This is a genomic window from Colwellia sp. 6M3 (assembly GCF_014077595.1).
GTDB lineage: Bacteria > Pseudomonadota > Gammaproteobacteria > Enterobacterales > Alteromonadaceae > Cognaticolwellia.
Map to the genome: position 1 here is coordinate 13,216 of NZ_JACGWF010000019.1, position 16,110 is coordinate 29,325.

A 16,110-nucleotide genomic window follows, 5' to 3' on the forward strand; every position below is an offset into this window, starting at 1 on the left:
ATGCCAAATACTGATATTTTACCCGAAATCACTTCCTCTAATACTATGCGGGCCATTGTTTTAGCCGAAGCAAACGCACAAATTCGATTAGAAAACATTGAGCTTAATGTGCCTGAATGTAGTGATAACGAACTGTTAATAAAAGTGGAGTATGTTGGTCTAAACCCTTTAGATGCACAATACGCAAAAACTGGGTTTTGTCATTGGCAATACCCACATGTGCTTGGTTTAGATGCGGTTGGCATTGTAATTAACGCGCCAAAGGGTATTTACCCGAATATTGGTGCACGTGTTATGTGGCATGCCAGCATGGGCGATCATGGTGTACTAAGCGAGTACGCCAAAGTGCCAAACTATGCAGTATCGGTAGTACCTGACAGCATAAAACCTGAACACGCGGCAACACTGCCTTGTGCTGGAATGACCGCATTAATATCACTCGACAAGTTACAAATTACAGAAGGTGATACTTTACTCATTGAGGCAGGTGCCGGTGCAGTTGGCCAATTTGCCATTCAATTCGCTAAGCAGCGAGGTGCTGATGTATTTACCACAGCAGCGAAGTGTAATCATAAGTTAGTAAAATCGTTAGGTGCTGACGTGGTTTTTGATTATAAAGATAACAATCTTTGTCAGAAAATTCGTCGAGAGTTAGGTCCGCAAGGTTTTGACGCCGTATTAGATTCTGTTGGTGGTGAGACTACCGTTCGTAATATCGAATTAATGCGTTTTTGTGGTCGTATTGCTTGTTTAAAACCTTTGCCTACTTTTGAAGATGAATTACTGTTTAGAAAAGCACCTAATATAAGTATTGTATCACTTGCTGGTGCTTGGTTAGCCAATAGCTTATGCGCACAACAGCGCATGAGTTTTATGAGTAATGTTCTACTTGATAACTTATCGAAAAACGATTTAGTTGTGCCAAAAGTTAGTTTAATCGAATTTACAGCCGAACAGGTTTCTGTTGCATTACATAAGCAATTAGCTGGCGGATTCACCGGTAAACAAGTGGTTAAAATAGGTAATCTTTGACGTTACTTTTTCTGAAGAGCCTAATTTAATTTACCTTATCACAGCATCTTAGAAGGGTAATAACACTGAAATGTTATTACTCTTTTTTATTAGGCAATATAGCGTTTTTTCACTCTATTTAAGAAGAAGTGTTTAAACTCTGCATCAAGCAATGGTTTAGCAATATGGTAACCTTGCCCTAAATCGCAGCCTATTTCTTTCAGCTTTTTATATTGTTCAAGCGTTTCGATACCTTCAGCAGTAGTTTTTATATTTAACGCTTTCGCTAGGTTTACTACAGCATCTAAAATCAAGACTTTATTGCTGACTTCATTTAAGTCATCTACAAAACTTTTGTCTATTTTTAAATAATCTAAAGAAAATTGATGTAAGTAACTGAGTGACGAATAACCAGTACCAAAATCATCTAAAGCGACTAGGATATTTAAACTTTTTAATATCTCTAAATGCTCTTTAACTGCATCAACGTTTAAAATTAAGCTTTCTTCGGTAATTTCTACACAAAGTCGACCGGTTATATTTTCAGATAATTGATGTTGTTCTTGTAAATAAGTTATAAATTCTTGAGAAGCAAAGCCTGTTGTTGAAACATTAACATTTAGCTTAAACGTTGTGGGTAACCAGTCAGCCCAAAGGTTTAAATTACAAATTGCCAACTTCAGCATATAAAGGTCTAGCTGAACTATTTGCCCTGACTTTTCTAAAGTCGAAATAAATACATCCGGAAACAAAAGCCCTAATTTAGGGTGCTGCCAGCGAACCAAAATTTCAGCACCAATGACTTCACCTGTTTCAAAGTCAATTAATGGTTGGTATTGACCAATAAACTCTTGATTTTTAATGGCACGATCAAAGTCATATTCGAGCTTCACATTGGTTGATTTATTTTGTTCTTCAAGTGCTTCAAAAAACACATATTGATTTCGACCTTTTAACTTGGCCTGATACATAGCGTGATCAGCATCAATTAATAATTGATCCGCATTTTTACTGGCATGATTATATGTTGCGATACCAATACTTAAGCTACTTGAAATATTCAAACCGTCGATATTAAATGCGGCTGCCATAGCATTAATAATGTTCTCAGTAATGCGACATATTGTCTCATGATCAATTTTGCCATCGAGCAATATAGCAAACTCATCACCACCCAATCGCGCTAATGTATCGGTATTTCTTAAACCGTTTTTTATAACCTTTACGATAGCAATAAGCAGTTTATCGCCAACATGGTGTCCATACGTGTCATTAATTTGTTTGAACCTGTCTACGTCTATAAACAGTATGGCAATATTGTCGTGACGGTTATTTTTACAATGTAAAAATGCATGTTGAATGCGGTCTTTAAATAACGACCTGTTAGGTAAGTCGGTTAGAGAGTCATGCAACGCTAAAAATTGAAGTTTTTGTTGAGCTTCCATTCTTTCAATCGCATTATTAATGTGTTTTGCAACAAAGGATAAAAGCTGTTTATCCTTTTCTTGAAATAAAAAGTCAGTGCTGTAGCTTTGCACAACTACAATCCCTTTATTATCTCCCTTGCCAAAAGGCACACCTAACCAAGCTTTTGGAATACTGCCGAGAATATAAAGCTCTTTGCTGTCGAGCATTATCTGAATGTCTTTTTCATAAAGTAAAAAAGGTTTGTCTTTTGAAAGTGTATAACCTGTAATACTTAAGTTATTCGGATCAATAGCAACTTTTGCAAATATCTTCCCTTGGTCAAATTCATCGACAATATCTTGGTCAAATTCGTCAACAGCATAAGGAAACTCAATAGTTTTTCCATTATCTTTAAGTAAGGCCACAAAGAAATTTTTTGCAAAAGTTAGACGACCAATGCATTGATGTAAATGCCGATAAAATTCACCCATTGTTTTGGTTTTAAAGGTAAGTTCAGCAATTTCGAATAAGGCATCTTGAATTTTATTGGCATACTCTAAATTTTCAATAATCTCTTCCAAACCATCAACTCTGATAATTTGAGATATTTTCATTGCCGCAATAGAGGCTAGTGCGGTGAGTGTTTTTAGGTGATATTCAGTATAAAAATCGGCTCGGGCATGTTCGGTATCAATAACACCAAGTAATTGTTCTTTAAATAATATTGGCACCGCTAGCTCTGAAAGCGTAGTTTCTCCATCTTGTATGTAGCCATCAAACTTTCGTGTATCTTTAACTAATATGGGTTGTTTTGTTGCGGCTACTTTTCCAATAACCCCTTGATTAAAAGGTATAACCATTAAGTTGGCAGAGGTGTCACTGAGTCGAGTATTGGTGATTTTATCATTATCCAGAAAGGTGCTTTTTTTAAAGCCAGACATGCGACTTAAGGTCTTAGCGCCTGCATCTAAGGTATAAATTACAGCATCATCAAAGCCTAGCTTTTCAACAATATTTTCGGCTAAATATTGCCAAACTTCATTCGGGGTGTTTAATAACAAAATATCAGTAGCAAACTGATTCGTAATAGTTAAACTTTTAATCGTTTGTGATTTAGATAGTTCTGACAAAATATTGATGCCCAATAGTTAAATACCACCTCATCAAGCTGAAAATTGGATGTGTGATTTTTTATTATTTTTATTATTTTTATTATTTTTATTATTTTTATTATTTTTATTATTTTTAATTAGAGCAAAATTATAATCGGAAGTCTATTGAGCAATAGCAGTATAAAAATAGACGTTAATTAATTTACAGTAACAGGCTAATGCAATAAGACTTTCTTACTTAGTTAAAACTATTGAAAAATATTTATTTTTCATCTCTCAACTTTAATAAGTCCATCGTAACTTATTATGTCATCACTTAAATTGCAAACAATACTTGACTAGACAGACAAGATTAAGTGGCTTTACCTTTCACTTTTTATTGCGCTCAAAAATAGATTTTTATGACTATTTCCCAGAAAAAAAAGGGTAATAACATTGCTGTTATTACCCTTTTATATAAATCGATGTAGCTAAATCAACTAGTGATTTTCAGACACCATATTCACAGTATATTTAGGAATTTCGACGACTAGGTCTTCATCACCAACTAACGCCTGGCAGCTTAAACGTGATTCAGGCTCTAATCCCCATGCTTTATCAAGCATGTCATCTTCAAGTTCGTCGCCCTCAGCAATTGAGTCAAAGCCTTCGCGAATAATCATATGACATGTAGTACACGCACAAACTTTTTCACAAGCATGTTCAACACCAATATCATTTCTCAGTGCTACGTTTAATACGCTCTCGCCTTTTTCGGCTTGAACAACTGCCCCATCTGGACATAGTTCTTCGTTCGGTAAAAATATAATCTGTGGCATGTAACTAAACCTCGTCTACTGAATGGCCAGATAGTGCTGTTTTGATAGATGAATCCATTCTACGCTCAGCAAATATGGCGGTACTATTATTTAATGTGTCTAACGCCGCTTCGATTTCATCGGCATTACCTGTTTGGCTTATTTTATCGAGTGCAGTAATAGCATTATTAATGACGTTTATCTCGTCATTTTCAAGTAATGCACTATCAGCGCTAAGTGCTGCTTTAACTGACTCTATAACACGTGATGCTTCAACTTGTTGCTCTTTAAGCATACGTGCCTGAATATCTTGTTCTGCATTTTCCATTGAGTCTTTTAACATCGTCGTAATTTCATCAGCTTCTAAACCAAAGCTTGGTTTAACGGTAATGCCTGACTCAACACCTGTTGATTTTTCCATTGCAGAAACTTCTAGCAAGCCATCTGCGTCTACTTTAAAAGTAACGCGAATATGTGCAGCACCTGCGGTCATAGCAGGTATACCTCTTAGCTCAAAGCGTGCTAAAGAACGACAGTCTTCAACAAGCTCTCGTTCACCTTGTAATACATGGACTGCCATGGCTGTTTGGCCATCTTTGAAAGTAGTAAATTCTTGAGCTTTAGCGACAGGGATGGTGGTATTGCGTGAAATAACTTTCTCAACTAGGCCGCCCATGGTTTCTAAACCTAATGACAAAGGGATAACATCAAGTAATAAAATGTCGCTGTCAGGTTTATTACCCGCCAATATATCTGCTTGAATAGCGGCGCCTAACGCAACAACTTTATCAGGGTCAATTGAGGTTAAAGGCTGTCGTTTGAAGAAGTTTTCAACTTCGATGCGAACTAAAGGAACACGTGTAGAACCGCCAACCATGACAACTTCTATAACATCTTCAATCACAAGTTCAGCATCTTTTACTGCACGTCGGCAAGCACGTAGTGTTTTTTTCACTAAAGGAGCAATAAGTTGTTCAAAGTCACTACGCGTAACTTTACCTGTCCATGTTTTGTTGTCGGCAAGGGCTAATGAAACATCAACACTCTCAGTGTTTGATAATTGTTCTTTAGCCAAACACGCTTGTTGTGTTAGTTGTCGTTCCATAGAAGTAGTCAGTGGGCGAACTAAACCAGCTTGTGCTATAAGATGTTCAACTAATATGCCATCAAAGTCATCGCCACCAAGTGCAGAATCGCCACCGGTTGCTAATACTTCAAATACACCTTTATTTAAGCGCAATATTGAAATATCAAACGTACCACCACCTAAATCATAAACCGCTACAACGCCTTCTTGTCCACTGTCTAAACCATAAGCAACCGCTGCGGCTGTTGGTTCGTTAAGTAAACGTAGTACGTTAACGCCGGCTAATTTTGCCGCGTCTTTCGTGCTATGACGTTGTGCGTCATCAAAATATGCTGGTACCGTGATCACCACACCAGTAAGTTCGCCACCTAAGGAAGCTTCTGCACGCTTTACCAGAGTTTTAAGAATTTCAGCCGACACTTGCACAGGATTAACATCACCCGTTCGTGTCACAATTGACGGGTGGTTTTCATCACCCGTAAAGGAATAAGGCAGCGATGCATATTTGTTGTTAATGTCTGTTTTAGAACGGCCGATTAAACGCTTTGCCGATACAATGGTATTTTCAGGGTCACTTACAGCAAAGGCCTTCGCGTCGTTGCCGACAAGAATGTTATTGCTTTGGTAGCTTACTACAGAAGGTAAAATGTCGAGGCCATGAGCATCAACAATAGTTTCAGCCAAGCCACTTTTTACGCTAGCAATTAATGAATTTGTGGTACCGAGGTCAATGCCAGCGGCGAGTCGATGTTCATGAGGAACGGTACTTTGCCCAGGTTCAGCGATTTGTAATAATGCCATTGTAAAAGCTCGTTAGGTAATAGTTTTACGGATTTTTTATTAATAGCGACATCGTTTTATACAGTAATGTCGCTATTAACGTCTTAATTTTATAACTTAGTCGTCTAACAACAACTCTTCGAGTTTTTCGAGTTCAACATGCAGTTTTTGATAAAATTTAAGTTTTCTTAAATTATCGCATGCTGAACTGTTTGACTCTGTTGTGTTATCTGCCAATTGCGTTTGCAACTGAGTAAACAGCTGCTGATATTCTGTTTCAAACACTTGTGAAGCGTTAAACACGGCTGCATCTATATCATCAGCTTGTTTAACGTCATCTAGCATTTCACGCAATTCCATTTGATGCATTAAAAAGCTCACATCACCAAATGAAGCTTGCTCGCTAGGCATGCTAACACCGCGCAATTCTAATAAGTATTGCGCACGTTTTAGCGGTTTTTTCAGTGTTTGATAGGCATCGTTAATCAGCGTTGATTTCTTAACGGCTAACATTTGCTCTTGGCTAGATGCATGAGCAAAACGGTCAGGATGCACTTTTTTTTGTAATGTTTGATAAAGTGTTGAAAGTTTAGCCAAATCAATATTGAACTGAATATCTAAACCAAATAATTCAAAATAATTCAAAACCACTCCAGTGAAGTTAGTCGTTCACTAAACATTAAAACTTTCACCACAGCCACATTCGCCTTTAGCGTTTGGGTTGGTGAATTTAAAGCCTTCGTTCAAACCTTCTTTAACAAAATCAAGTTCGATACCATCAAGGTAAACCAAGCTTTTACCATCAATAATGATATTACAGTCATTGATGGAAAACAGCGTGTCGTCTTCATTTAGATCATCTACAAATTCAAGTACATAAGCTAAACCAGAACAACCTGTTGTTTTAATACCTAATCGTAAACCAAGGCCCTTGCCTCGGTTTTCGATAAACGACTTTACCCTGTCAGATGCAGCAGGTGTCATCGTTACACTCATAGTTTATCTCCAGCTTAAGCTTTTTGCTTACTACGGTAATCTTCGATTGCCGCTTTAATTGCGTCTTCCGCTAGGATTGAACAGTGAATTTTTACTGGCGGTAATGCAAGTTCTTCAGCAATAGCGGTGTTTTTAATTTCGCCAGCTTCATCAATTGATTTACCTTTAACCCATTCTGTTACTAATGAGCTTGATGCAATTGCAGAACCACAACCGTAAGTTTTAAATTTCGCATCTTCGATAATACCGTCTGCAGAAATTTTAAGTTGTAGTTTCATAACATCACCACACGCGGGTGCGCCAACCATACCTGTAGCAACTTGTGGATCGTTTTTATCTAATGAACCAACGTTGCGTGGATTTTCATAATGATCAATTACTTTTTCGCTATAAGCCATGTTATTTCTCCTAGTGCTCTAGTGAGCAGCCCACTCTATTGAGTCTAAATCGATACCGTCTTTGAACATTTCCCAAAGCGGTGACATGTCACGTAAATGGCCAATTGCCTTTTTAATCAGGTCAATGGCGTAGTCAATTTCTTCTTCTGTAGTGAAACGACCAAAGCTAAAACGAATTGAGCTATGTGCCATTTCATCATTAAGCCCTAAAGCTCGCAGTACGTATGACGGCTCTAAACTTGCTGATGTACAAGCTGAACCTGAAGATACAGCTAAGTCTTTAAGCGCCATAATTAACGATTCGCCTTCAACAAAGTTAAAGCTAACGTTTAAGTTACCCGGGTAGCGTTTGTCTGCATCGCCGTTAATAAAAACTTGTTCCATATCGTTCAAACCAGCCCATAAACGATCACGCATTGTAATTACATGTGCTTCGTCTTGTGCTAATTCTTCTTTGGCAATTCTAAATGCTTCACCCATACCAACAATTTGGTGTGTCGCTAGGGTACCAGAGCGCATACCACGCTCATGACCGCCACCGTGCATTTGCGCTTCAAGGCGAATACGAGGCTTACGACGAACATAAAGTGCACCAATACCTTTAGGACCATAAATTTTATGAGCCGAGAAAGACATAAGGTCAACTTTTAAATGTTGTAAGTCTATGTTGATTTTACCAGCACTTTGCGCTGCATCAACATGGAATATAATTTTACGAGCACGACACATTTCGCCAATTTCAGCAATGTCTTGAATAACACCAATTTCGTTATTCACATGCATAATGCTCACTAATACTGTGTCATCACGCATTGCATCGTTTAATTTGTTTAAATCAATTAAACCATTACTTTCTGGGTCAAGGTACGTTACCTCAAAACCTTGACGTTCAAGTTCACGACAAGTGTCTAGTACAGCTTTATGCTCAGTTTTACAGGTAATAATGTGCTTACCTTTTTTGCTATAAAACTTAGCGGCACCTTTAATACCAAGGTTATTCGACTCTGTTGCACCAGAAGTAATAACAATTTCACGTGGATCAGCGTTGATCAAGTCAGCAATTTGATTACGAGCGATATCAACCGCTTCTTCTGCTTGCCAGCCGAATTTGTGTGAGCGTGATGCTGGGTTTCCGTAAAAACCATCAGTTGTCATATATTGCATCATTTTTTCAGCTACACGCTTGTCTACTGGTGTGGTCGCTGAATAATCAAAATAAATAGGAAGCTTCATTGATTAATAATCTCCAATTGTACTAGCCATTAATGCCAGTCATTCATAATATTGCGAGTGGTAATTAAGGTCTCTAACGAGGGTGATTTGCGCGCTTTCGCTGCGGCTTCATCTTGTCGTTGTGACACAATTTTAACATTTCGTTGCTCGACGAGCTCGGCAAGTGAAATGCTTTTTAAAAAATCTTCAATTCTATCGCTTAAATCAGTCCATAAGTAATGCGTTAAGCATTGTTGTCCATCTTGACAATTACCTGTACCGCCACATTTGGTGGCATTGATACTTTCATCAACAGCGTTGATAACATCGGCAACGGTAATTTGTGCTGAACATTGACCTAAACGATAACCACCACCTGGGCCACGAACACTATTTACAAGTCCGTACTTTCTTAGGCGTGAAAAAAGTTGTTCTAAGTATGATAATGAAATGCCTTGGCGTTCTGAAATATCAGCCAATGGCACAGGTCCTGTTACGGCATGTATAGCCACATCAAGCATCGCTGTTACCGCATATCGGCCTTTAGACGTCAATTTCATTTAATACTCCTATCAATTTGCTGCGCAATTTTACATATCCCTATAAAATAGTCAACTAAATACCCGAGTGATTTACTCAGGTATTTTACGCGGCTTTAATAATTAGTCAATAAAAAGGACAATATTGGTGGGTATTAACAGCATAATGCTTAACTATTTTGTCTTTGTGACTTATAAAAACGCTTTATATCTAAAAGCTATATGGTTGGGTCAAAAGACTCTTTAATGCCTTCTCTGCGTTTAGCAGCAGCTTTTTCATCTTCGTCAAACTCACCAACCTTTAATTCAGGTAGATCTTCTTGACAAACTTCACCACCTAACTGGTTAACCTCTCGACATAAAGAAGAAATTTTATTGTCCATTAAGTGCATATGGTCAAGTAAACGACCAATTGCCTTAGCAACAGGATCAGGGTTATCTGTAGCAACAGCATAAGCATCAAAGCCATATTTTTTAGCTACTTTTTCACGCTTTTCCGCGTCGCCTTTATTCTTGTTTGAATTAACAATTCGAGCAGGTATGCCAACCGCAGTTGCATTTTCAGGCACATCTTTTACTACAACAGAGTTTGATCCAACTTTGCCGTGCTTGCCGATAGTAATGGGGCCTAATATTTTAGCACCTGCACCAATAACAACATTGTCCATTAAAGTTGGATGGCGTTTGCCTTCTTTCCAACTTGTACCACCTAAAGTAACACCTTGATATAAAGTAACGTCGTCACCAATTTCTGCAGTGCCTCCAATAACTACGCCCATGCCATGATCAATAAAAAAGCGACGACCAATAGTTGCTCCGGGATGAATTTCGATGCCAGTTAACCAACGTGAAAATGTTGACAATGATCGCCCTAACCATTTCCAGTTGTTTTTCCACAAACTATGGCTCAAACGGTGAAACCAAACCGCATGCAAACCCGGGTAGTTTGTTAAAACTTCAAAGACATTGCGCGCTGCAGGATCTCGATCAAATACACTATTGATGTCTTCTTTCATGCGGTCAAACATTCTACGTTCCTTAATTCTTTATTTGAAAGCCATAATTAGATAAATAGTTGAGTCACTATTTATGGCTAACATTAACCTTTGTTGTCATTTTTAGCAGCTCGTTCAACTGAAGCTAAAATACCACGCATCATTTTCAATTCTTTGACATCTGGTCTAGCACGATTAAACAAACGACGTAACTTTGTCATCACCAAACCAGGATGGCTTGGTACAATAAAGCCAGTGTCTTTTAATGCATTTTCAAAGTGTTGATAAAAGCGCTCAGTTTCATCAACGAGCGGATATTCTTCGTTGTCAGCCTGCGTGAACGCTTCTTGTTCATGAATCAAAAAGCTTGTGCGTACTTCATAACTTAATGTTTGTACCGCCATAGCTAAATTCAATGAACTGTATTCTGGGTTCGCTGGAATTTGAACATGAAAATGACATAACTGCAGTTCTTCATTGGTTAAACCACTACTTTCACGACCAAATACCAAAGCAACTGGATATTCTTGTGCTTCGGTGATCAGTTTTTCACCGCATCCGCGAGGCTCTAGCATAGGCCAAGGTAATGTGCGCGAGCGAGCACTAGTACCCACCACTAAACCACAATCATCAATGGCTTCTTCTAACGTCGATACAACTCTGGCGCCTTTTAACACATCAGTTGCTCCAGCGGCTAAAGCTTGTGCTTGACCGTTGGGCATTTCAATAGGATCAACTAAAACGAGATCTGTTAAGCCCATTGTTTTCATAGCGCGAGCTGCGGAACCGATATTACGACAATCTGAGGTATTAACGAGGACTATGCGTACTTTGTTTAATAAAGAATCTGACATTATTTACACTTACTTAATTCGAAGACAACAATTTAAATATAATGTTGCCTATCTAGATGGCTAAAATTGCCGATAATGTTAACACAGAACCTTATACTTGTACTGCGAAAAAATCACGCCTTTTATATTTGTTAATTAGTGTTTATCAATATGGCTTAGCTCTTTCGCTTATATAGATAAATTAAAGACAGCTAAGTTTGAATTGATACGCTATAACTTTATTTAAGATAAGTAAGTTCTATTAGTTATTAATAAAGAAGGGTATCGCAAATTGATTATTAGTTTGCTATAATTCGCGCGCTTAATTTTAGGGGTTCATCACTGTATGGCTTGCTAAAATTAACCTCGTTCTTTTACATAGCTGTTTATGACATTTTACAACATATAGGGTAGTCGATAATGCATCCGATGCTAAATATTGCCGTGCGCTCTGCGCGTGCTGCGGGCAAAGTAATTCTGCGCGCTTTTGAACAAGTAGATAAGATTGAAATTGAATCTAAGGGTACTAACGATATTGTTACTAATGTTGATATAAGTGCTGAACTAGCTATTGTTGAAACAATTCAAAAATCTTACCCAAATCACACGATTATTGGTGAAGAGTGTGGCGTAATTGAAGGTAAAGACAATGATTACCAGTGGATTATTGATCCACTAGACGGAACGTCAAATTTCGTTAAAGGTATTCCACACTTTGCCGTATCAATCGCTTTAAAAGTTAAAGGTAAATTAGATCAATCAGTGATCTACGATCCTATCCGTGGTGAACTATTTACGGCAAGTCGCGGTAAAGGTGCTCAATTAAACGGTTTCCGTATTCGCGTAAAACAATCTAAAGATCTTAACGGTTCTATTTTAGCGACAGGTTTCCCTTTTAAGCATAAGCAACATACCAATGCTTATTTAGAAATGTTTAAAACACTTTTCGGTAAAACATCAGATATGCGTCGTGCTGGCTCTGCTGCACTTGATTTAGCTTATGTTGCTGCAGGTCGAGTTGACGGTTATTTCGAGATTGGCTTAAAGCCATGGGATACCGCAGCCGGTGAGTTAATGGTAATTGAAGCTGGTGGTTTAGTAACTGACTTTGTTGGTGGCCATAATCACAGTAACTCAGGCAACATTGTTGCTAGTAGCCCGCGTTTAGCAAAAGAAATATTAAAAGATATTCGCCCTCACTTAGGTGAAGCACTAAGCAAATAATGAATACTTAGCTTAAGCATTCATTTTAAAAGCGCCTTCTGGCGCTTTTTTTATATCTGAAAAAACTACTTTCTCAGCTAATACGACATCGCTAAGTAATTTATATACATCATAGTCCTACATAGCAAAGCACCTAGATGACCTGGACAACCAAATTCAGTCACCCTAGTTAAGCAACCATTTTTAATTCTTTACCTGCTGACTCAAAACTATTTGGACTTTGATAATCTAAATAAGAATGAAGCCTATGGCTATTGAACCACATAGTTATGTAATTCAATATATTGCTGAGCATCATAACGTGTTTCATAGTTTCTCATGTGAACACGTTATTGCTTTAAACTGCCGAAGAAATTTTCTGCAACCGCACTAACCACAACATATCAATTACCATTTAGGTTAGTCTATCTAGTTTCTCTAAGTTGGAAAATAGTACCCTCTGATATTCTTCTAGTTTTCTTGGTCTAGATAATCCAACCTGACTTTGAGTAATAATATTGGTTAAAGGTGTTATAAGTGCATGGGCGATATCGGAGGAAATAATTGATAAACGTAAGAATCCATTTTGCAATCTATCGAGCATTAAATTAAAAGATCGCACCATATCAAATTATTAGGTCATGGCTAAGTGGTTACCATCTAGCCCATTACGTGCTAATGAACCTGAAAGCCGGCTTCGCTCAGGCCCTGTTTTAATAATTACCCGTTTTCATTTCGTCTTCTGCGACTAATAAGCGTATAAAGTTCCCTCAACTATGCACCGAACACAATACTCTACGATATTCATTACAACAAAAACATAAGCATAAACAGAAATATAAACGAGAAGTAAAGATTACAACATTGTAATCTTTTTGTAATACCAATGTCAGTAAACGCGGCTATACTGCTGTATATATGCATAAACGGAGTAAGAAAATGGTCGTTAAAGGTAAAAAGCAAACAGTGTTAGTATCACGTCGACGTTTTGTTCTAGGGCTTGCTGCAGGTGGTGTTCTCGCGGCATTTCCTAGTATTATTCATGCAGTACCATCGTTAACTGCCAGCACGATTACTGGTAATGCTCCCGAACTCAGTGGCAAAGTGATTGATCTCGTGATCGGTGAATCGCCGGTAAATTTTACTGGCGTTGTTCGTATGGCAACGACGGTTAATGGCTCGATCCCAGCCCCAACTCTACGCCTTAAAGAAGGTGATGATGTCACAATTAGAGTAACTAATAATTTAGCGGTACCCAGTTCAATTCATTGGCATGGCCTTATTTTACCCTATCAAATGGATGGCGTACCCGGCATCAGTTTTAAAGGTATCATGCCTGGCGAAACCTTTGTCTATAAGTTTAAACTCCAACAAAGTGGTACCTATTGGTATCACTCTCATAGTGGCTTTCAAGAAATGACCGGTATGTATGGTGCCTTAATTATAGAGCCGAGAGAAAAAGATATTATTAGTGCTGATAAAGATTATGTTATTCAACTATCGGATTGGACCGACGAAGATCCTATGGAAGTGTTTCGTAAATTAAAAGTACGAGGTGATACCTATAATTTTAATCAGCCGACTGTGCCTGAGTTCATTAATGACGTATCAAAAAATGGCATGTCGCAGGCGTTAAAACGCCGAGAAGTGTGGAATAAAAACCGCATGAACCCGACCGATCTTTCCGATTTATCTACCGCGACACTGACATATTTGATGAATGGCAGCACACCGATGGCAAATTGGCGAGGCCTATTCAATGCAGGCGAGAAAATAAGGCTTAGATTTATCAACGGCTCGAGTAATAGTTTTTTTGACGTGCGCATACCGGAACTCAAACTAACTGTTGTGCAAGCAGATGGTCAAAATGTTGAACCGATCACCGTTGATGAGTTTCGTTTTGGCCCTGGTGAAACTTACGATGTGATTGTTGAGCCAAAAAATGATGCTTACACCATATTTGCTCAAAGCATGGAACGCTCAGGTTATGCCAAAGGCACACTGTCTATAGCAAATAGTATAGATGCGCCTGTGCCAGCACTAGACCCTGTTGAATGGTTAACGATGGGCGATATGATGGGCAATATGGCTAATGGCGGCGAACATGGTTCAATGTCAGGTATGCAAGGTGGTGCTATGGATAAAGGCACGATGAAGCACGGAGCTATGGCAATGGAACACAGTAAACATGGCATGTCTAAAAATCCACTTAGCATTGCCAGTACGCAAGTACGCCACGCTAATACAGAGTACGGTGCATCGGTCGACATGCGAGTTGATACGCCGAGAAGTAATTTAGACGACCCTGGGATTGGTCTGCGTAATAATGGTCGCCGTGTATTAACTCTTGCTGATTTACACTCACTAGATGGCGTGACTACTCAACAAGAGCCAGACGCAGAAATAGAATTGCATTTGACCGGCAATATGGAGCGTTATAGCTGGTCTTTCGATGGTTTAGAGTTTGGTAAAAGTACCCCAGTGCACATGAAACATAATCAGCGCTTACGTGTTATTTTACAAAATGACACTATGATGACGCACCCAATGCACTTACATGGTATGTGGAGCGACTTAGAAAATGAGCAAGGTGATGTGCAACTGCGCCGTCATACCATTCCTGTTCAACCTGCGCAGCGGATCAGCTTTTTAACCACACCACACGATGTAGGTCGTTGGGCTTGGCATTGCCATTTACTGTTTCATATGGATGCCGGTATGTTTAGAGAGGTAATTGTATCATGAGTCATTTAAGCCCTATTAAATTGTTAATTAGTACCATTGTAATCAGCTTGCCTTTAATCAGTTTGTCAACATTTGCGCAAAGTGATATGGCTGGCATGAATAATCAAAAAGCGCAATCTCAGGACGGAGATACACCGGTAGGTACACGAGATCCCCATGCTTATTCGTCAGGTTTTACTTTATCCGAAGGCCCTTATGCCATAGGTAAAGAACGGCAATTAAAGTTAGCTGATGAATATAGTTTTTACGCTATTTTAGGTGATAGAGTCGAATACAATGAACAAACCGACGCCGGTGTTTTTGACCTACAAGCTTGGTACGGCACCACCTTTGATCGACTTGTCATTAAAACCGAAGGTGATGTCAGTGGCGGGAGTCTTGAAGAGAACCAAACCGATATTTTATGGGGTCACGCTATCGCCACATACTGGGATTTCCAGCTTGGCATTAGCTCCGATTACTATAAAGAAGGCAAAAACCGCCAATGGCTAGCCGTTGGTCTGCAGGGTTTAGCACCTTATTGGTTTGAACTGGATATGACCGCCTATATAGGCGAAGGAGGCAATACTGCATTTACATTGCAAGCTGAGTACGAATTACTCATTACCCAAAAACTGATTGTGCAACCGCGCGCGGAAGTAGCCTTTTACGGTAAAGATGATGAGCAAAATGAAATTGGCAGTGGCTTATCTAGCAGTGCGATTGGTTTTCGTGTCCGTTATGAGTTCACTCGTCAGTTTGCTCCCTACCTTGGTGTTGAGTGGACAAATACCTATGGTCAAACTGCCGATTATGCAAAATTAAACGGCCAAAGCAGTAACGAAACAGAGTTTGTTGCCGGCATCAGGTTTTGGTTTTAACTAATCGTTAGAACAGAATCTGTCAATCATAGGAGTGCATTCACTAAGGTGGCATATAAACACTATAGCTGACCTTAGCTGATGAATTTGGACATTAATTGGATGAAAATGTAGTGTTAAAAAAGTAATGTTGCT

At 38.7% G+C, this 16,110-nt stretch carries 14 protein-coding genes and 2 pseudogenes; 4 read left to right on the plus strand and 12 right to left on the minus strand.

The annotated features are described in order from the left end of the window. Positions 1-1,032, plus strand: coding sequence for a zinc-binding dehydrogenase (locus H4J50_RS06130; RefSeq protein WP_182255140.1), 1,032 nt, complete (start codon positions 1-3; stop codon positions 1,030-1,032). Positions 1,033-1,121: 89 nt separating this feature from the next. Here H4J50_RS06130 and H4J50_RS06135 read toward each other — a convergent pair whose 3' ends face one another. The 10 genes from H4J50_RS06135 to trmJ all read right to left on the minus strand — a co-directional run bounded on the left by H4J50_RS06135 (position 1,122) and on the right by trmJ (position 11,188). Then, positions 1,122-3,548 carry an EAL domain-containing protein gene (locus H4J50_RS06135; RefSeq protein ID WP_182255141.1) on the minus strand — a complete coding sequence of 809 codons (2,427 nt, stop codon included), beginning with the start codon at positions 3,546-3,548 and terminating at the stop codon, positions 1,122-1,124. A gap of 461 nt (positions 3,549-4,009) precedes the next feature. Further along, complete coding sequence (gene fdx / locus H4J50_RS06140) at positions 4,010-4,348, minus strand: ISC system 2Fe-2S type ferredoxin (RefSeq protein WP_108455190.1); 339 nt, start codon at positions 4,346-4,348, stop codon at positions 4,010-4,012. Between the two features lie 4 nt (positions 4,349-4,352). Continuing rightward, positions 4,353-6,215: a Fe-S protein assembly chaperone HscA gene (gene hscA / locus H4J50_RS06145; RefSeq protein ID WP_182255143.1), complete on the minus strand. Its 1,863-nt coding sequence runs from the start codon at positions 6,213-6,215 to the stop codon at positions 4,353-4,355. A gap of 96 nt (positions 6,216-6,311) precedes the next feature. Continuing rightward, entirely contained in the window at positions 6,312-6,839 is a 528-nt protein-coding gene (gene hscB / locus H4J50_RS06150; RefSeq protein ID WP_108455188.1) for a co-chaperone HscB, read from the minus strand. Positions 6,840-6,866: 27 nt separating this feature from the next. Beyond that, a complete protein-coding gene (gene iscA, locus H4J50_RS06155) occupies positions 6,867-7,190 on the minus strand; it encodes an iron-sulfur cluster assembly protein IscA (protein WP_108455187.1) in 324 nt (107 codons plus the stop codon). A gap of 14 nt (positions 7,191-7,204) precedes the next feature. Continuing rightward, complete coding sequence (gene iscU, locus H4J50_RS06160; protein WP_081148934.1) at positions 7,205-7,588, minus strand: Fe-S cluster assembly scaffold IscU; 384 nt, start codon at positions 7,586-7,588, stop codon at positions 7,205-7,207. An 18-nt stretch (positions 7,589-7,606) separates the two neighbouring features. After that, positions 7,607-8,821 carry an IscS subfamily cysteine desulfurase gene (locus H4J50_RS06165; RefSeq protein ID WP_108455186.1) on the minus strand — a complete coding sequence of 405 codons (1,215 nt, stop codon included), beginning with the start codon at positions 8,819-8,821 and terminating at the stop codon, positions 7,607-7,609. 29 nt (positions 8,822-8,850) lie between these two features. After that, positions 8,851-9,360, minus strand: a complete 510-nt coding sequence (iscR, locus tag H4J50_RS06170) for a Fe-S cluster assembly transcriptional regulator IscR (RefSeq protein WP_182255145.1) — start codon at positions 9,358-9,360, stop codon at positions 8,851-8,853. Between the two features lie 197 nt (positions 9,361-9,557). Then, the gene (gene cysE, locus H4J50_RS06175) at positions 9,558-10,367 is read right to left on the minus strand and encodes a serine O-acetyltransferase (protein ID WP_108455185.1); all 810 of its coding nucleotides are present in this window, start codon (positions 10,365-10,367) and stop codon (positions 9,558-9,560) included. Between the two features lie 71 nt (positions 10,368-10,438). Then, positions 10,439-11,188: a tRNA (cytosine(32)/uridine(32)-2'-O)-methyltransferase TrmJ gene (trmJ, locus tag H4J50_RS06180; RefSeq protein ID WP_182255147.1), complete on the minus strand. Its 750-nt coding sequence runs from the start codon at positions 11,186-11,188 to the stop codon at positions 10,439-10,441. Between the two features lie 399 nt (positions 11,189-11,587). Here trmJ and suhB point away from each other — a divergent pair, with 399 nt between their 5' ends. After that, positions 11,588-12,391 carry an inositol-1-monophosphatase gene (gene suhB / locus H4J50_RS06185; protein WP_108455183.1) on the plus strand — a complete coding sequence of 268 codons (804 nt, stop codon included), beginning with the start codon at positions 11,588-11,590 and terminating at the stop codon, positions 12,389-12,391. Between the two features lie 169 nt (positions 12,392-12,560). Here suhB and H4J50_RS06190 read toward each other — a convergent pair. Beyond that, positions 12,561-12,762: pseudogene (locus H4J50_RS06190) on the minus strand (IS3 family transposase); the annotation flags it as partial. 26 nt (positions 12,763-12,788) lie between these two features. Then, positions 12,789-12,998: pseudogene (locus H4J50_RS19590) on the minus strand (two-component sensor histidine kinase); the annotation flags it as partial. 311 nt (positions 12,999-13,309) lie between these two features. On the opposite strand from H4J50_RS19590, the gene H4J50_RS06195 reads away from it, so the two are divergent. Both H4J50_RS06195 and H4J50_RS06200 read left to right on the plus strand, forming a co-directional pair. Next, positions 13,310-15,115, plus strand: coding sequence for a copper resistance system multicopper oxidase (locus tag H4J50_RS06195; protein WP_182255149.1), 1,806 nt, complete (start codon positions 13,310-13,312; stop codon positions 15,113-15,115). Beyond that, positions 15,112-15,975, plus strand: a complete 864-nt coding sequence (locus H4J50_RS06200; RefSeq protein WP_182255151.1) for a copper resistance protein B — start codon at positions 15,112-15,114, stop codon at positions 15,973-15,975. The genes H4J50_RS06195 and H4J50_RS06200 overlap by 4 nt, the downstream gene beginning before the upstream one ends. Positions 15,976-16,110 lie beyond the last annotated feature (135 nt).